At 39.1% G+C, this 18035-nt stretch carries 20 protein-coding genes; 3 read left to right on the forward strand and 17 right to left on the reverse strand.

Annotated elements, in window-relative coordinates; all coding sequences use genetic code 11:
* Positions 1–162: 162 nt before the first annotated feature.
* Positions 163–1299 carry a glycine oxidase ThiO gene (thiO, locus tag ACFPOH_RS12810; protein ID WP_390309991.1) on the forward strand — a complete coding sequence of 379 codons (1137 nt, stop codon included), beginning with the start codon at positions 163–165 and terminating at the stop codon, positions 1297–1299.
* Positions 1300–1400: 101 nt separating this feature from the next.
* Here the strand turns inward: thiO and ssuD are convergent, their stop codons facing one another.
* From ssuD to ACFPOH_RS12830, 4 genes are read right to left on the reverse strand one after another with little or no spacing between them, the layout of a single operon-like run.
* Positions 1401–2531, reverse strand: coding sequence for an FMNH2-dependent alkanesulfonate monooxygenase (gene ssuD / locus ACFPOH_RS12815; protein ID WP_342580479.1), 1131 nt, complete (start codon positions 2529–2531; stop codon positions 1401–1403).
* A gap of 28 nt (positions 2532–2559) precedes the next feature.
* On the reverse strand, positions 2560–3363 hold the full coding sequence (locus ACFPOH_RS12820; protein WP_390310016.1) for an ABC transporter permease: 804 nt from the start codon (positions 3361–3363) through the stop codon (positions 2560–2562).
* 19 nt (positions 3364–3382) lie between these two features.
* Complete coding sequence (locus tag ACFPOH_RS12825; RefSeq protein ID WP_390309994.1) at positions 3383–4381, reverse strand: aliphatic sulfonate ABC transporter substrate-binding protein; 999 nt, start codon at positions 4379–4381, stop codon at positions 3383–3385.
* A 12-nt stretch (positions 4382–4393) separates the two neighbouring features.
* On the reverse strand, positions 4394–5161 hold the full coding sequence (locus tag ACFPOH_RS12830; protein ID WP_342580481.1) for an ABC transporter ATP-binding protein: 768 nt from the start codon (positions 5159–5161) through the stop codon (positions 4394–4396).
* 367 nt (positions 5162–5528) lie between these two features.
* On the opposite strand from ACFPOH_RS12830, the gene ACFPOH_RS12835 reads away from it, so the two are divergent.
* Positions 5529–6278 carry a glucose 1-dehydrogenase gene (locus ACFPOH_RS12835; RefSeq protein WP_342580482.1) on the forward strand — a complete coding sequence of 250 codons (750 nt, stop codon included), beginning with the start codon at positions 5529–5531 and terminating at the stop codon, positions 6276–6278.
* A gap of 65 nt (positions 6279–6343) precedes the next feature.
* Here ACFPOH_RS12835 and ACFPOH_RS12840 read toward each other — a convergent pair whose 3' ends face one another.
* From ACFPOH_RS12840 to ACFPOH_RS12890, 11 genes are all read right to left on the reverse strand, one after another.
* Positions 6344–6832 (reverse strand): YjdJ family protein, encoded by a 489-nt coding sequence (locus tag ACFPOH_RS12840; protein ID WP_390309996.1) that lies wholly within the window; start codon positions 6830–6832, stop codon positions 6344–6346.
* A 191-nt stretch (positions 6833–7023) separates the two neighbouring features.
* On the reverse strand, positions 7024–7380 hold the full coding sequence (locus tag ACFPOH_RS12845) for a hypothetical protein (protein ID WP_342468414.1): 357 nt from the start codon (positions 7378–7380) through the stop codon (positions 7024–7026).
* A gap of 25 nt (positions 7381–7405) precedes the next feature.
* The gene (locus ACFPOH_RS12850; RefSeq protein WP_390309998.1) at positions 7406–8080 is read right to left on the reverse strand and encodes a DUF2225 domain-containing protein; all 675 of its coding nucleotides are present in this window, start codon (positions 8078–8080) and stop codon (positions 7406–7408) included.
* Between the two features lie 488 nt (positions 8081–8568).
* Positions 8569–9564, reverse strand: a complete 996-nt coding sequence (locus ACFPOH_RS12855; protein WP_342468412.1) for a helix-turn-helix domain-containing protein — start codon at positions 9562–9564, stop codon at positions 8569–8571.
* A 217-nt stretch (positions 9565–9781) separates the two neighbouring features.
* Entirely contained in the window at positions 9782–10240 is a 459-nt protein-coding gene (locus ACFPOH_RS12860; protein ID WP_390310001.1) for a GNAT family N-acetyltransferase, read from the reverse strand.
* Positions 10241–10550: 310 nt separating this feature from the next.
* Positions 10551–11774 carry a Fic family protein gene (locus ACFPOH_RS12865; RefSeq protein ID WP_390310003.1) on the reverse strand — a complete coding sequence of 408 codons (1224 nt, stop codon included), beginning with the start codon at positions 11772–11774 and terminating at the stop codon, positions 10551–10553.
* Between the two features lie 552 nt (positions 11775–12326).
* A complete protein-coding gene (locus tag ACFPOH_RS12870; RefSeq protein ID WP_390310005.1) occupies positions 12327–12836 on the reverse strand; it encodes a type 1 glutamine amidotransferase domain-containing protein in 510 nt (169 codons plus the stop codon).
* A 182-nt stretch (positions 12837–13018) separates the two neighbouring features.
* Positions 13019–13414 (reverse strand): hypothetical protein, encoded by a 396-nt coding sequence (locus ACFPOH_RS12875; RefSeq protein WP_390310007.1) that lies wholly within the window; start codon positions 13412–13414, stop codon positions 13019–13021.
* 183 nt (positions 13415–13597) lie between these two features.
* Entirely contained in the window at positions 13598–14206 is a 609-nt protein-coding gene (locus tag ACFPOH_RS12880; RefSeq protein ID WP_390310009.1) for a DUF3267 domain-containing protein, read from the reverse strand.
* 19 nt (positions 14207–14225) lie between these two features.
* Positions 14226–14960, reverse strand: a complete 735-nt coding sequence (locus ACFPOH_RS12885) for a hypothetical protein (RefSeq protein ID WP_342580487.1) — start codon at positions 14958–14960, stop codon at positions 14226–14228.
* 106 nt (positions 14961–15066) lie between these two features.
* A complete protein-coding gene (locus ACFPOH_RS12890; protein WP_390310011.1) occupies positions 15067–15459 on the reverse strand; it encodes a hypothetical protein in 393 nt (130 codons plus the stop codon).
* A gap of 449 nt (positions 15460–15908) precedes the next feature.
* Between ACFPOH_RS12890 and ACFPOH_RS12895 the strand changes: the two genes are divergently transcribed.
* Entirely contained in the window at positions 15909–16166 is a 258-nt protein-coding gene (locus tag ACFPOH_RS12895; protein WP_342468403.1) for a hypothetical protein, read from the forward strand.
* A 156-nt stretch (positions 16167–16322) separates the two neighbouring features.
* On the opposite strand, the gene ACFPOH_RS12900 is transcribed toward ACFPOH_RS12895, so the two are convergent.
* Positions 16323–16478 carry a DUF1540 domain-containing protein gene (locus ACFPOH_RS12900; RefSeq protein WP_342468402.1) on the reverse strand — a complete coding sequence of 52 codons (156 nt, stop codon included), beginning with the start codon at positions 16476–16478 and terminating at the stop codon, positions 16323–16325.
* A gap of 117 nt (positions 16479–16595) precedes the next feature.
* Positions 16596–17702, reverse strand: coding sequence for a putative ABC transporter permease (locus tag ACFPOH_RS12905; protein ID WP_390310014.1), 1107 nt, complete (start codon positions 17700–17702; stop codon positions 16596–16598).
* Positions 17703–18035 lie beyond the last annotated feature (333 nt).

The raw sequence follows: 18035 nt of genomic DNA on the forward strand, positions 1-18035 counted from the left end.
CCCTTTAAGGGTCAGCTGGAAAAGTAGTGCGGTTGGCGAACCATTCGATGCCCCTTTAGGGGTTGGCCAGTAATAAAGGCTTCTAGCCGCAGAACAAACCACCCGTTCACACGGGTGGTTTTGATTTTAAAACAAAGCAATTGAATAAAAGGAGTGGATCCAATGACTATACAACGTTATGACACAGTAATTGTCGGTGGCGGAGTGATTGGTGCCGCGATCGCCTTTGAACTTTCCAAACGGCATCATCGCGTCGCAATTTTTGAAAAAGGAACAATGGCTTGTGAAGCATCCCGTGCTGCTGCCGGTATGCTCGGAGCACAATCGGAGTTTTTCTCGCCAAGTCCCCTCGTGCCGCTCGCCTTGCAAAGCCGGGCCCTTATGCCGTCCCTGGCTGAAGAGTTGAGGGAGCGGACGGGGATTGATATCGGTCTTGTTGAAAAAGGAATGATCAAAATAGCGGCCACTGAGGAAGAGGCGGAAGAGCTTCAACGCCACTATGCATTCTGGCGCGGAACAGTTGAACCGGTGCGGTGGCTGACGAATGAAGAAGCGGTTGAAATGGAGCCGTCTCTTGCAAAAGAAGCAATTGCTGGTGCCATATATATTGAAGGAGACGGTCAAGTAAGCGCCCCGGATTTGGCCACAGCCCTTGCATATGCTGCAATTTCAGCCGGCGCCCAATTGTATGAACATACAGAAGTATTAAACATTCGGTCCGAAGCAGGCATCCATCTCGTGGATACAACGGTTGGAACGTTTGCTGCCGAGGCTGTTGTCGTCGCCGCCGGTGCCTGGACTGAGCGGCTCGGTACATCCCTCGGCCTTCCACTTGTTGTGTACCCGGTCAAAGGGGAATGCATCATGGTGCGCACTCATGTTCCATTGCTGCAGTCGACCGTATTTGCCAAAAACGGCTGCTATATCGTGCCGAAGCGGGGCAATCAATTGCTGATTGGCGCAACCTCCACTCCGGATACATTTGAACGGCGTGTGTCAGCAGGCGGGGTGATGAGTTTGCTCCACCGCGCGACCACCCTCATTCCGGACATACAACAATCGGAATGGATCAACACGTGGAGCGGAATCCGGCCACAGACAAAAGACGGCTTGCCATACTTCGGGGAACATCCGGAACGGCGGGGATTGTTTGTCGCTGCCGGCCATTACCGAAACGGGATTTTACTTTGCGCGATCACCGGTCAGTTGATGGCGGACTTGGTTGAACGGAAAGAAACGGGAATCGATTTATCACCGTTTTCACTGACACGGCACAAAGCAGAAACCCCAATCACTTGAAGTATCCTGCACTCCACATATTCAAAAAATAAAGCGAATGAAGGGAACCTTTGTCTTCCCCCATTCGCTTTGCTTTTGCAAACTGAATTGTCATGTAAAGTTTATACCCGCGCCAATTTCTCGGCCGTATAATCATAACCAACGACTTCCCCTTTTGGAGCGCCGGTTGATTGTTTATCTTGCTTATACCCGAGCAGCGGGAACACGAGTTCAGCAAATTGATATGCTTCCTCCAAATGAGGATAGCCTGATAATACAAACTTATCAATTCCAATTGACTGGTATTCGCGAATGCGTTCCGCCACCGTTTCCGGATCGCCGACAATCGCTGTTCCGCAGCCTCCGCGCACAAGGCCGACTCCTGCCCATAAATTTGGATATATCTCCAAATTGCTGCGATCCCCTTTATTTAACTCCGTCATTTTCTTTTGGCCGATTGAATCGTAGCGGCTAAACACTTGTTGCGCTTTTTGAATCGCATCCTCATCCACATATTTAATTAGGTCATTGGCAGCTTTCCACGCTTCTTCATTCGTTTCGCGGACAATGACATGAACACGCAATCCAAATTCCACTTCACGGCCATGTTTTGCCGCTTCTTCACGCACTTTGTCAATTTTCTCTTTCACTTGTTGAGGCGGTTCCCCCCATGTTAAGTACACATCGGAATGTTTTGCCGCCACTTTGATTCCCGCATCGGATGAACCCCCGAAGAAAATCGGAGGATGAGGTTTTTGGATGCCAGGGAACATGATTTCCCCGCCTTCCACTTTTAAATGCTTGCCTTCATAATTCACTTTTTCCCCAGCTAATAAGGCACGCCAAATATCCAAAAATTCATCTGTCACTTCATATCGTTCATCGTGGGAAGCGAAGATGCCATCACCTGCAAGCTCCACCGGATCTCCTCCGGCAACAACGTTAATCAATAAACGTCCGTTTGAAATTTGATCGAGTGTCGCTGTCATGCGTGCCGCAACAGTCGGTTTCATCACCCCTGGACGGACCGCAATTAAAAACTTCAATTTTTGCGTAACTGTGGCCAGCGCTGACGCTGTCACCCACGGATCATTGCATGGCTTGCCCGTCGGTATTAATACCCCTTCGTAGCCCAGCTCATCAACTGCTTGAGCTATTTGTTTAATGTACGGGAAATTTGTTTCGCGTGCACCTTTCGTTGTAGCTAAATATCTGCCGTCTCCATAAGTTGGAATAAACCAGAAAAAGTCCATCACACTCTCTCCTTTTTATAAGAATTTGTTATTCAACACCTTCAAAGTTGGTTTGCCATTTCAGCAATTTTTTCTCCAATAAACGGACAAGGGAATCGGTCAGTTTACCAACCACCCCGAAAATGATAATGCCGACAAACACCTTATCAGTCTGGGAAAACTGCCGTGCATCCATAATCATATAGCCGACACCGGAACTGGAACCCATCAGCTCAGCTACGACAAGGCTAAGCCAGGCAATCCCGAGCGATAGGCGGATTCCGACAAGAATGTGGCCCAGTGCAGACGGCAAAATTAATTTTGTGAGCTTTTTCCATCTGTTGAACTCCAGTACTTGCGCCACTTCAAAAAGCCTCATATCGACTGAACGTATGCCATTATAAGTGTTGACATATAACGGAAAGAATGAAGCGAACGCAATGAGCAATATTTTCGATAATTCATCAAATCCAAACCACAAGATAAATAATGGAGTCACCGCCAAACTTGGAATTGTTCGCAACATTTGCATCGTTGGATCCAAATAACTTTCAAATTGCTTTGAGAAACCGACAAGAAAACCAAGAATTAAGGCGATACTTCCTCCGAGCAAAAAGCCGGCTGCAGCACGATAGATGCTAATCTGCAAATGTTCCAATAACACTCCGCTAATAATCAAGTGATAAAAAGTGGTTACAATTTGAAGCGGGCTTGGAAGGACTGTAACGGAAACAAGACCGCTTGAAGAAACAATTTGCCAAATGATGATGACAACTAGTGGGAAAACCAATCCTTTTCCCCAAGCGGCTGTTGATTTTCTCGCTTTTTTCCCGCTTGCAATCGGCTGCTTCATTGCCTGTGCACGGACCAAATCACTCACCACCTTTTAACAGTTTTTCAGCAAATTTGTTCTCCACTACTTCTTCTACATTGATTCCATTGCTAAACACGCCTTGCTCTACAAATAAATCCGCCACTCTTTGTTGACTGGAAATGACATCCTCATCAATTACTTGCATTTCATATGGTGTATTTTTTAAGACTTCCTCCACAATCACCGGGTCAATTCCTTTTAGGTCCGCAAAAAATTGGACCGCTTCCTCAGGATTCTCATTCAACCAATCGGTCGCCTTTTTATAAACTTCCAAATAAATAGATACCAACTCCGGGTTTTCTTCAATAAAATCTGTACGAGCAATTGTAAACACCGGACTAAATACGCCAATATCCTCACATTTGATCAATGCTTTTGCATTGTTCCCAACAGTCTGATATGAAATAAACGGTTCCCATGTAGCCCATGCATCAACCGAACCATTTTCAAAGGCCGGTTGAGCCTCATCCGGTTGAAGTTGAATAATTTCAACCTTTGATGGATCAACGCCTTCCTTTTCGAACGCTTCATATAACAAACCGTAAGCACTGCTTCCTTTCGCAACGGCAACTTTTTTTCCTATTAAATCTTTAATAGATTTAATGTCGCTATCTTCCGGAATTAAAACTGCATTATTGGTTTTACCTTTGGATAATAACGCTATTTCTTTAAAATCAATGCCTGCCGCTTGCCCTGAAAGCGGTGGTGTATTCCCTACTTCTGTAATATCCAACTTTCCTGCGGCAATACCTTCAAATTGAGGGGGACCGCTTTGGAATTCAGTCCAAACAATTTCAACTCCGACCTCTTTAAACGCTTCTTCCAACCAACCTTTTTCTTTCGCTATCCATAAAGGAGATAGAATTTGTTGAATTCCCAGATTAATTGTTTTCGCTGAAGATGTGCCTTCGCTGTTGCTTTGGTTTTCTGAACCGGATGAACAAGCCGCCAACAGCAGTCCGATGATTGTCAGTAACAATAAGAATCTTTTTTTCATACATCATTCCCCCTAAATCCCATATCCGTCGATATATTTTTCATTTTCCGATTTTTCGAATTCTTGCAACACCCGCTGCCTTATCTGCTGATAAGCCGGGCTTGTTCTTGAGCGTGGATAACTTAAGTCAACATGCACAAGTTTTTGGATTCTTCCCGGATTTGCACGCAATATTGCGATATCCGTCCCAAGATATACCGCCTCGTCAATATCGTGGGTTACAAGCAGCATTGTAATGTTTTTTTGCTGCCAAATATCGATGAGAACATCCTGCAAATGCCCGCGTGTGAATGCATCAAGGGCACCAAAGGGCTCATCAAGCAACAAAATTTCCGGATCCCGGATGAGTGCCCGCGCAATGGCCACCCTTTGTGACATACCGCCTGATATTTCGCTCGGATACGCCTTCTCATATCCTTTTAATCTAACGATTTCCAGCATTTCATCTACCTTTTTGCGAACTTCCGGATCTTTCAAATTCAAGTCTGCCGCAACATTTTGTTCAACCGTCAACCATGGAAATAAACGATGCTCTTGAAAAATAAAACCTTGGGCGATTCCCGGTTTCACGATTTGACGGCCATTTACCAGCACAACTCCCCGATATTCGGTATCCAGTCCAGCTACAATTTTCAACAAAGTACTTTTACCACATCCGCTTGGACCGATAATGGTTAAAAAATCACCTTTATTAAGATGCAAATCAATGCCATCAAGTACAAGTTTGCGCTCTTGTTCCATTTGAAAGCTTTTTTCAAGGATTTGAATTTGTACCCCCATAAATAACTTCCTCCCAACAAAAAAAGACAACAAGAGACCCCCATCATGGTACAATGCCATGAATGAAGACCTCCAGTTGTCTGGTAAGTCTTGTTTACTATCCTTATTTACTTACTAGGTATTTAAACAGATAAAAGAACGCCGAAAAGAAGCGTTTTTCAATATAAAGTATTCTTATATGTTTAATATAAAAATATTCTATTAGAATGTCAACATTTTTTTAATCCCCACAAAAACGCATCGATATGTTAAGCCCCATGCCAATCCCGTTACAATTGCTCAAATTCAACAAGGCGGATAACTGTTTCATCAACGGAATGTATATGTTAATATTTTCAATAATAGAAAATAAGGATGTGGAAATCATATGGATTTTTCAAATAAAACCGTGATCGTTACAGGCGCTGGGAACGGGATCGGAAAAGGGATTGCGTTGCTTTATGCGGAAAAAGGAGCCAATGTCATTGTCGCGGATGTTGATGAAAAAGCAGGGGCAAAAACGGTGGATGCAATCAAAGAAAAGGGTGGAAACGCGCTTTTTGTCAAAACGGATGTCAGAGATGAGGAAGAAATTGTCCGCTTAATGGAAATAGCAAATCTGACATTCGGCCGAATCGATATTTTGATCAATAATGCAGGGGTATCGGTATTCAAGTCCCCTTTTGAATTGCCGATCGAAGAATGGGACGATATCATCAACACGAATTTAAGAAGTGTCTTTTTGGCATCCAGGGAAGCGGCAAAATATATGCGGAAGAACAAAGCAGGCGGTTCCATTGTGAATATCGCCTCCACAAGGGCCATCATGTCCGAACCGAATTCGGAAGCTTACGCCGCATCAAAAGGCGGAATCATCGCTTTGACCCATGCCCTTGCCGCTTCATTCAGCGAATATCGAATTACTGTGAATGCCATTTCGCCGGGTTGGATTGAAACAGGCGACTATTCAAAGTTGCGTAAAATCGATCACGAGCAGCATTTATCCAAACGGGTAGGAAAACCGGATGATATTGCGCGGGCATGTTTTTATTTGACGGCGAAAGAAAATGATTTCGTCACAGGTGTTAATCTGATTGTAGATGGCGGAATGACAAGAAAAATGATCTATGAGGAATGAACAGTCAAAGGAAGGAGGACCTTGTAAACACCCAAATGGCTTTACAAGATCCTCCTTTCCCCATTTCATATCACCTTTGTGATTTCCATATTCTGCTGTTTCATTTTTCGTACCCACTGCAATAATGAAGCCGCCATGAAGAAAAGTCCGGTGATCAATGGAATCCAAAAGAAAGGACTGTCACCAACAGTGAAGGAATCGGAAACGACAATACTGAAAAATAACAAAATCAATCCCAGGCTGCCCCAATAACATTTTGCCCAATTCGATTTCTTTTTTGTCAGAACAATGCCTGCCACACTTAAAATATAAATGAAACTCACAATCATCATGGCAGGAAATAAAGGTCTAAATTTTAATGCATAAACAAAATAATCCAATTGGTTGATATTCCGTCCATCCGTAATTTCTTGCATCATTAAATGTGTAAACGGAGTTGAATATTTCCATTCAAACGGGTTTTCCACTATTTCGCTTCCTTCATACCATGCGAAAAATGTGGAAAGAACAAAAAGTGCCATTCCTATGATCATTTGCAATCCATATTTACCCATCGCTACCCTCCCAATAACTTTACATTTAAGACGTTGCAGTTTCCCGGACGTTTCATCCTTTCTATGAATTTTATCGCCTTCATTCAATTTCTTTCATTTATGAATAAAGAAAAAAGCACATTTTCCCCTATGGAAAAGTGCCTTTCATTGTAATAATCCCTTCACTAAAAAACTTGATATCCTGCGAACTTTTATTTCAAATGATATGTATGCTTTCTATTCATTTGTTGAATTTGTCTGAACCATTCTTTTTCCTTTTCTTCTTTTTCCAGGGTGGCTGTAATGGTAATGGAACAATCCAAGCACAGTTTGGAGTAGTTTGTGATTTGTCCGCATCTTTCACAGGGTGCGCCAAGGTTTGGGAATAATGTAGGTTTTAATTTTCCCGTTTTCACCCACTTATGTATAAGCTCATGAGAAACACCTGTTTTTTCGACCACTTCCTCATTGCTGAGCAGCCGATGATTTTTTCTTAATAGGAAGTGATGCAATTCAGAAAAAATTTCTTCTTCCGATAAATCCAATTTTTTCTTGATAGGCAGTTTCATTTCAACTCCTCCTTTCTTCCTGATGTCATCCTTCTCCTACAACCGTTTGATGGTCGTACTTGAAGTCATCCCACCGTTTTTTTGCATAGTTGCGGTATTTATTTGAAACTTCTTTGCCTGTGATCAATCGGGAAAATCCTCTTTTCGCATCCTCAATATCCCCTAATCGCAGACTGATTTCAGCAATCAAATATTGGATCCTTTCTTCGCTTTCTTTACTTTTTGTATGGGATTTATTGAATAGATCCCTTGCAGCATGGAGGTAACGATTCTCAGACTCCTTATCATGTATTAATCGATACAGCCAGGCGATTTTCATGGCAAAGTTGGCCAGAATCAGCGGTTCTTCCATTGAAACTTTCGCCACCAAATAAGCCAATTGAAAACTTGCGATCGCTTCAGCAACCGTCCGTTCTTTGCATAGGTCCATCACTTTTTGCAATTTCTTTATATAGTCTTCTTCAATAAGTGACATAAAAGGTCCGTAAGTCCGGGTCATGGATTTATGGAACGCATAACCGCAATGGGGGCAAACGGCGACTTCGTAAAAAAGTGGATTTAACCCTTCGTAAATCGGCATAAAATCCGAATCTTGCCCCGCGGCTTTATAACGGCCGGGGCGCACTTTATACGTTGTATATTGCTTTTTGCAAAAATTGCATACAACTTTACTTTCGTAATAATCATAATTCATTGACATACGATACCAACCCTTTTAACTTTACTGACATCATGTTGTAATAACAAACTTAACATTACGAAAAGACCAGGAATTTTTATTAAAATCCACCTATATTATGAATCTAAAGTCTTTTTTATATTATAACTTTTTTCTCGTATTATTGTTTAGGTATTTAGGTATTTTTAATTAAATATTAAAATTTTATTGGTAAGAAAGGCGTGTTTCAGCTGTTAAAAATAGGAACCCTTCTCTTCATTTCCTGGCACTTTTCTTCGTGCAAAATATCGGCAATCAGAAAGCCAAAAGTGGATGCAATCAACGGTTGCGTCATTTGCTGTCGGCACCGACATGATGTATCCTTGACTGTATCACTCTTTTCTACGGGATAAACAATCCATACATAATCGGTAGCAACCAATATTTACACCGATCGCTAATGACAGTTGCGGGTGAATGGCAAAAAAAATCCCGGGCTCTGTTTCAGATACCCGGGATCCAAGTTGTTTTTATTCTTCCGCTTTGATCACCAATTTTACGATGGATATGAACGCCCCGTAAAGAACACCTGCAACCGGCCATACAACCCACGTATTGTCCCAATTCTCGCTAAAGAGTGACCATGCAAGGTAAATGGCAACGACCACACACCAATAAGCACCGCTGATTCTTCCAATCACAACCGATGATTTTTTCTTGCCTAATGTGTATTCCCCTTCTTGAAGAAGTTTTTCATAGCTTTCGCGGATGATTCCAACTCTTACAAACATATTCACGGCAATCGCAATTAAGACTAAAAGTAACGCAACCATTGACGAAATGATATAAACTTCATCTATAAGAAAACCGCTGATAATTAGTGGCAAGCAGCTTAAAATGCAAAGAATGACACCAATGGTAATCGATAAGTTGAACTTGCTCATAAAGGCATTTTTCTTCTCCCGCACCATGCCGCTTACTCCATATTCCGTTTCAATGGCCTCTTTATCTAAATATTTATACTTTTCCCCTTCATTCGCACATTTAATAAAAATATAAACGCCCACGGCAATCATGGATAATAATGCGGTAATTCCAATTCCGCCGGCGGCATTTTCCGAAATGCCAATGATCTTGCTGTTCGCCAGTCCTGCCAAAAGGATCAATAACACCGGAGAGAGGATGCATAAGGATACCCCAAAGGCAATCAACGGTGCATGTTTTTCCTGCAATTTTAAAAATTCCGTCGCTTCTTCCATGCTGACTTTGCGAATTTTTACGGGCACTTCCGCCACTTCCGTCAAAGCTTCCGGCGTTTCCCGATTTTCTATTTCATCCTTCAATAAATAATCCGTTGTCACTCCGAACAATTCCGCCATCTTGATGATGCGGTTAAGATCCGGAACCGATTGGGCACTTTCCCATTTGGACACGGACTGTCTTGATACTCCAAGCTTTTCCGCCAACTCTTCCTGGCTCCAGCCATTCCTCTTTCTTTCTTCAATAATTTTGTCCGCTAATATCATGTTCATCATCCTTTTTTATTTTTTTGATTGTCTTTCCTTTGTTCAATCACATCCTACTCAAAAGTTCAGTTGCACTCTATAAAGCGGGATTGGAAATATGTCAACTGGCGGTTGCAACCCGCATGATTACTGGATTTTTTTCATATGTATTCTTTCCTTATAAAAAGAACACCTCCAGATAAAAACAGAGGAGATGTATCCAAGATGTTCCATTATTTTATTTCCTTGACCCATCTTTTATATCCAAAATCATCTGATCATATGCCAATGGACCGAAACCCAAACTTTTGTATAATTCAATGGCCCTTTCATTCTCTTTTTCCACTTCCAGCCTCAATCTTACAATTGAAGAATCAAGTGTTGTTTTGAGATAATGGAAAAATTCTTTCCCCAATCCTTTTGAACGATATTCCTCCAAAATATAAATTTCGTCAATCCAGAGCATAATTCCTCCCGCTTCTTGGGAATACATTTTTGAAGTGATCGCATATCCGACAGGCTGGTCATTATATTCAAAAATATACCCTTCCAGATACACACTGGAACGCATAATTTCATTGAACGCATCAATGTGATGTTTTTTCGGGATGGGATGCAGTACGGCATCAGAAGCATAAAATTGCTCCGCCAAATAATAGAAAATATCCGCATCCTCTTTTTTCATTTTTCTGATCATTAGACTTCACCATCTTATAATCTTTTTATTATGCCATATAAACGCACATCATCGATGATAATGGGGACCATCCACTATCCCGGTCCAATAAGGATTGGATAGAAAAATGCAACCCTCTGCTTTTAAGCTTAATTAATACTTAATCAAAAACGTTAAACAGTTCACATGCACTGATACTTTTTATCATAAAAAAGGAGAGGGGTGGCCGGAATCTCCCTCTACTTATAAAAATCTTCATACATTTTTTCTAAAATTCGCCTTATAATTACAGGTTAATCACTAAAGGGTAACAGACATTAAAGCAACCTATTCAGGTTTCTTCAAAATAAATAGGATCAATGATATAATATGCAGGCCTTTTTCCAACTTGTTTAATTAATTGTTTTTCCAGTAAATCTTTTGCAATTTTTCTAACAGTTACTTCAGATATATTCATTTCATTGGACAGTTCTTTAACAGATAGACCATCATTAAAATGAAAGAAATGATTTTGTGCTAAAATAAACATAAATTCAAAAGATTTTTTTTCTTTTTTAATCCTAGTATCTTTTGTTAATTTATCATAAGCGCTTTCAATTAATTGAACTTTTTCTTTTAATTCAAAAAGCATTTCTTTTAAAGTTTTTAAAATAATTTCTAAAAATGTATCAATGAAATAATTCATTTCCCCTCTATTTGCAATACTATTAGTAATTTCGAAGGCTTTTAAATAGTTTGTCTTATATTTGTTACAACCCCTTGATAAAGAAAGTGAGGGGATATTGCCTAATGTTTTTGATAAATATAAGCTACTAATAAATCTTGAAGTTCTCCCATTTCCATCATAAAAAGGATGTATATAACCAAAAAAGTAATGTCCTATTGCTACTTTTATTATTTCTGGAACTTCATCAGACTGATTCATAAAAACTAATAATTTTTCTACTTCATTTATAATCTTTACTTCCGGAGTTAACCCTCTATGTATAACTTTACCGGTACCCGATTTTTTTAATACATGTGTAACTTCTTTTCTGAAAATTTCTCCATCTGGTAATTCACTTTCCTCAATTTCACCTTCAGTTATTTCATCATATATTTTCCTTATATTTACTGGACTGGCAGGGAGCGACGTATTTCCATTAATTAAATTCATATATGACTTTACCATACTATTAAATCTATTATTAACATGTTTATTCATTTTAATGTTTTTAACACTTCTAGCAATTTCTTCTTTTGAACTTTTTACCCCTTCAAGTTCATTGGTATTAAATAATTCTTCAACTAAACATTCAAGAATGAAATGGTCTTTTGCTACTTTAGGTAATTGATTAAAGATAAAATTTAATTCTCCGGATAATTTATAAATTTTAGCTACAATATCAATTATATAATTAGTTGGAACATAGAATAGTTGAAATGATTTTGGCTGATTCATTGGTTTTATAAATAACATTAAACGTTTGGCAGCATCTGAATTTATTCTTTGTATATATTTATCTTCAAATTCATTTTTTTCTACTTCATAGAAAAACTTATATAAATATCTCATGATTCATACCTCCTTTTGACACTGAAAATGTAACTTTTTTAATATTTTTACATATTAATTTTAAAAATTCTACTTTTATTTGTATTTTTTTCGATTTTTTTATCTTTATAATTCACTTGATTATTTTTACATGTGCTCCACATTTACATCTGCCATGACCATTTTTTTTAATTTTTATCTTTCTATTACACGAAGGACAATTTATTATCATAAGACTGCCTCCTATTGATTGTTAACAATCCCATTATGGGCAGAAAAAAATAAGATTATTCTTAGATTGCATTTTTACATATCTTTTCAGTTGAATATAAACAGAGTTCCATAAATATTGAATTATTGTCTTTTACATATTATCTAAATGTTTTAATTTTGCTTTTTATGACTTCTTCTTTTTAAAATAAACGGGTTTGGAAAAGGTGTACTGCCAAAATAAAAACCGAACGATTACTTGAATCTCTACTATAACAAAAAGATTCAGTATCGTTCGGTTTTTATTTTGAATCCAACCTAGTATTAGACTATAATTTGATCTTGCACTTACCAGCATATTAATTATTTCAGTTTTTCTAAAATTTCCCGGATAAATGCAGGTTCATCTTTTGGTGTCCGGGATGTGACGATGTTTTCGCTCACAACCACTTCTTCATCACGATAGTCTGCACCAGCCAGTTTTACATCATCCCGAATGCCGATGTAGCAAGTCGCCGCTTTTCCTTTTAAAATATCCGCGCTGATCATTACTTGCGGACCGTGGCAGATTCCGGCAATCAATTTGCCCTGTTCATTGACTTCTTTTACGAAACGGACAACATCGTCATTGACCCGCAATGCTTCAGGCGAACTTCCTCCCGGGATGACAACCGCATCAAAATCGTCCGCTTTCGCTTCACTCGCTCCGATATCCGCCGTATACGAAACCGTCCCTTTTTTCCCTTTGCACTCCGCACCTTTTTCCAAGCCGACGATCACCGTTTCATGCCCTGCTTCTTTCACCGCTTCATATGGATTTTTCATTTCTGAATCCTCGAAATTATTTGCAAGTAAAAATGCAACCTTTGCCATTAGAAAACCTCCTATTAGTAATCTTATAATATTAGTATAATTTATTTTTGTATAAAATTGCAAAATATGAAGTTTCCTATAATTTCATTGAATCGGTTATCTCATCCGTTTCCTTATCCAATAGTTTTTAATTTGCCTATGGGAATGCCACTTTTTAATTACCACGCATAAAGATTTTCCAGCTAGATGAACGTGTGTTTTAAACACCAATGGCATACCCCAAAAATGAATCCGGCCGTCAAGAAAAATGAGTGGAACAGCATCGATTCAGGCGACAATAAATCAAAACTTCCAAATAAAAGGTTCAGAAATAATGTCGGTATAAAAAATACAAGCATGCAGCCAAGAGGATACAGAAGCCCTTTGTATTGATGAAACCATTTATCGATCAAATGGATAACTCCTAAATAAATTGGAAAACAGATTGTTAAAAAGATAATTCCGCCATAAAACAAGATGGCAGCCAAATCCCCGCCTAACGTTTCATTCCACACCCATTTTAAAATAAGCATGTATGAGAAGATTCCGGCAATAAACGATAACACAGGGCTTAAAATATACAATCCGATATTTCTCATCAACACGCGCCCCCTTTCCAGTTATTGTATATGCTTTTAGAAGAAAGTAGAATACAAAAAATCAAAAATATAGGCGCAGCCACCCCTGCAAAAACATAAAAAATCAAACCCCTTTTGCAAGGGTTTGATCACAAATTCCATTTATATAAGCTTAATTTAATAATCACCGGATTTAATCAGCTGTTATTTTATTTTCCAATAAGTCCGCGTCCCATTATTAACTAAAACCACATAAGTCGGCACTTGAAAAATGATAAGAAATAAGGTGAGCAGATCAATGGAAGAGGCCGCTGCATTTAAAAGTATGAAAAACTTGAATGCCGGTGTAAGCAAGCCAAATTTCCCCAATAATAGCGGGAACAGGACTGAAATGATTAGGTAAGGCGTTACCGTAACCAGAATAAATCTCCGTTTGGTTATTTCCTCTTCTGTTGTGACAAACGCTCCAAATCCATTTATTCCCACATAGGTTTTCTTCGATTGAATAAAATTTGGTATAAAAATTAAATGAAGCAATTCATGCAGCACCAATAAAAGAAGCAACCATAAAAATGAACTGATAGGAATCGAAAAACGGATCCGGTCATCATGAATCCCAAACTCACTAAGCGAAATGCCAGAAAAGGTTTTGATAATCCAAAACGAAATGCATACCGCAATCACCATAAAAGGGATGGATAATAAAAATGCTCCAAGAAAAGTTTTTGGTTCTTTTAAAGGATGCCATTGCGCCCGAATCAGCTCTTCGTGTTTAACAGGATCCACATTGGGCAATTTCCTCACGAATTTCATTCCGCTCAACCCGCTTTTATTAACAAATATCAATTTTCCATTGTTTATTTTTATGTTCCAAATAACCTCTCACTTTTGCTCTTTGTTTGTTTCGTTCCAGATTGTTATACATCTCATCCATATTTTTGTAGTGGCCAATCACGTAAAAATATAAACCGACGGAGCGGCTATCCCGAAAAATATGGGAAAAATCGATCAGCAATCCTTCTTTCGTGAATTCAAAGAGCTGATTTTTCACCTCATCCGACATCGGATAAATTTTTCTTCTTTTATTCGTCGAAACGGCCCCGATAATTTTATTGGCGATGATTTCTTTAAATGTTGAAAGGTCCCGGCAATAGAGTTTGCAAAACCATCCGTCGTCATGGGCCAGATAGACAAATTGATTATTGATGCGGTCAAAAAAAGGCGATTTTAACGGTTTGCAAAAGTGCGATAAGTACAACACTTCCGCCTGCTCTTCCGGCGTACACTGGTTCAAATCTTCTTCATTGCTGTAATCGATCCAATGGAAATTGCCTAAACCGTAAATGTCTTCTTCCGTCAGTTCCAAAATCCCCTCTTTTCCCTCTGCTGTTTCAAAGTTCCAATGATAATTAAATCCGTTTGTAATAAATTGCCCGTCCGTAATTAAAAGATTTTCCAATTCCACGGGGCAATACTTGATAAATTCTTGAAACTCCATGCCATAATAAATGAAAGATTGCTCTTCAAAATTGGCATTGATATAAAATACATCTCTCAGTCTTCTCATCTTCTCCATATCCTCTACTTACTTATGTTTGTTTGAAAGTCACTTTTATTTAAATTTTTTTAAAAAACGAAATTTATCCTGGTTTGAGAGAGGGAGGTCATTGACATTATTGCTTTTCTGATTTAAAGAACTGCACTCTGTTTTTCCTGGAAAAAAACAGGAGAAGGAAACCGATGAAATAGGCAATGCAGGATGCAAAAAACAAACGGAAGATCCCCGGTGTTCCAAATAAATAAAAACTTATTGGCAAGGACAAAATAAAAGCGATGAACATCAGATACTCTTTTTGGATGAATGAAGAAAAAATTGCCAATAAAGCAGGGAGACACAACATCATAAATGTCGTCATCACCGTATTTCCTTCAACTGGTGTGGATGAATAAGGATTATAAAAAACAAAAATAACCCACAAGCCAATACTGAATAATCCAGCTATTACACCAAAAAGGATGCCGGCAAGCCTCACTTTCAACCCCTCCTCTGTTTTCAAATCCGTCATCGTTATTCCCGCTAAAAAGGAACCTTTCAGTATTTTACTGCAAAATATCCCTTAAATTTCAATTAGAAGAAAATATTTTCAACCCTTTTCTAAAATCGTACCACTATTAATCATTTTAAAACATCTCTATCTAATAAAAAATTCTGACATTTATTTCAAAACGAACTTTGGAAATTTCCTATTCATAATAGTGATCTGTTTCTCTTAATGGGACTTCAATCTGGCATGATACTTTTCCCTTTGGCGATTATGTTCTTCTCATCGGCGATTTTCTTATCCAGATTGGCGATTAACTGACTTTGGAAAATGTTTTATATTAACAGCCTGAAAATAATCGAGCTGCCGTTTTCCAAACAGTCAATGCTTTTGCCTTTTTATCTAAGTATTTTCATGTTATTCAATCTTCCGCCATATAATGATTGTTGTATGCCAAGCAAAGGAGGAAATGTGTGCAGGAAAAAGAAGTGCGTCTTCAAAAGATTCAACACCTTGCCCATGAAATTATGTATGAAATCAATTCTTTGGAAGACCAGAGGCAGTTTGAGGATTTAAGGGTTGTAGTTGACAACCTGTCCCGCGCAATCGGCGAATTTGCGGATCCATACGGTTGTTTTTCTTTGGATTACATTGAAGATAAATTGGAAAAATCTCATTCGATCATAAAAAAGCACAGAATTCCCCATATTGGTACGCAAGGAAAAATATAATAATCGCAAACATTTGAATGAAAATGATACTAATTATCAATACTATAATTGAAAGATCCAAGAATATTCGCATTCTGATAAGTCACTGCTCCTTAAATGCCGAAACAAAAAATTAGCCGTCCAGAAAGTGTCCGGCTTTCGAGACGGCAATAAACATTAATTCTCCGGTGTGAATGTCTTGCAATCTGTTTCTTCGGTCGTGTTCGCTTCTTTTCCAGTGTGGCTGACTACGTAAATTTTTTCGGCTGAACATTTGTTTCCATCAACCCAATACTTGCAATTGTTTACCTCGCAAAGGATTTCTTGCGTCATTTTTTCACACCTCCTCTATTGAAATCTTTGACAAATTTCCGCGGGTTCATACTTTATTGATTTCCCTTACCCGCTTTCTTAACATGTATTAAGGTTATTTTTTTGAAACATTCTGCCTTAATTTCTTAGTCCAAACCGTTTATTCATCCGAATGGTTTCAATGAGGGTGCAATATTTATCGGCAAAATAGATAATCATCGCTTCCCTGCTTTTTGGGATTTTTGAAATTTTGATTGGCCACATATGGCTCCGCAGTGTTTCATTATCCCACTTTTCCGCATGATTGCCGGCCATCCCATGATCCGCTTCATCAGAAGCATCTCCCGTCTTCCATTGATGGAGAAATAAATCGTGAAGCATGGCCGCTTCCACCAATTCCTTTTCGTTCGCGTTGAGATGTAATTTTTCGTTGATCAAATAACTGATCCAGGCCACATTTTCACAATGTTCCCGCGTGGTGGTCGCACCATGCTCGAAGTTTTTATCCATCTGTCCGGCCATATCCGAATTGTAGTAATCCTTGATCAGTTCGATAAATTGTTTTTCCCGGAGATGCTTGGCTATGCGGCTTTTCCGTTCAGGAAGTTCAAAAACGACAATGCGTTGAATGGCTTTATTGAAAAAAGCGGTTTGATAGTTATAAACCCGGCTCACAATGTCCGTCATACGATGCTGGAAGGCTTCATCTATGGAAGAAACCCGTTTTTGGAAATCGGTCAGTGACGAAACGGTCAATGTTGTATCGATGGATATCATGGAAACAAGGATAAGGGCCAGTATATTCAATACAGTTTCAGGTATCAAAGTAAGCCATTGATCCGCCAAAGGGATCAGGCATTTCATCAACAAAATGGCGGCAGCACCAAAACCGATGGATGTTGGCACACTTGTCCTGCCGTTGATGTTCAAAGGGTAACGGCTATAATCCCACCATCGGGCCTTGAACAGTTTTTCAAGAATCCAAGAAGTCGGATATTCTAAAACCATACTGGCAATAAAACCAAGGATAAAAATCATCCACCAATCAAGATCTGGCACATATCCGTTTTTTATTAAATCAAATAGGAAATACCCTAATAACGAACCACATCCATAAATGGGACAAATCGGGCCATATAGAAATCCCCGATTCGCCCACTTCCGTCCCCGTATAGTGCAATAAATGCTTTCCCAAACCCAGCCAAGAAAGCTGAACAGAAAAAAGGCGACAATATATTTATTCAATTGATTTGTGTGAAAAATGTTTGGAAGAGTTTATACATACGTTTCAAATTATGCCGGATATCGGATATAGATAGCGGGCTATCTGCGAGAGGCTGGGACATAACTAATAAAGTGAACGAGCTGCAAAAAGAATTTTTGTAAAAAATTGATTGGAGTGACGGGGCGACTCCTGCGGGAACAGCCCGAGTCTCGAGACCCCGCAGGAACGAAGGATTGAGCTCCGAGGAGGCTCGAGCCCAATGTCATAAAGTTATCGAACCAAAAATTTACAGTTAGTAGGCAACCATCTGGTTGCCTCCATTTAAAAATATTTAATCCTCTTATATTGCTTTA

The sequence above is a fragment of the Ureibacillus suwonensis genome, assembly GCF_042655065.1.
Taxonomy (GTDB): domain Bacteria; phylum Bacillota; class Bacilli; order Bacillales_A; family Planococcaceae; genus Ureibacillus; species Ureibacillus suwonensis.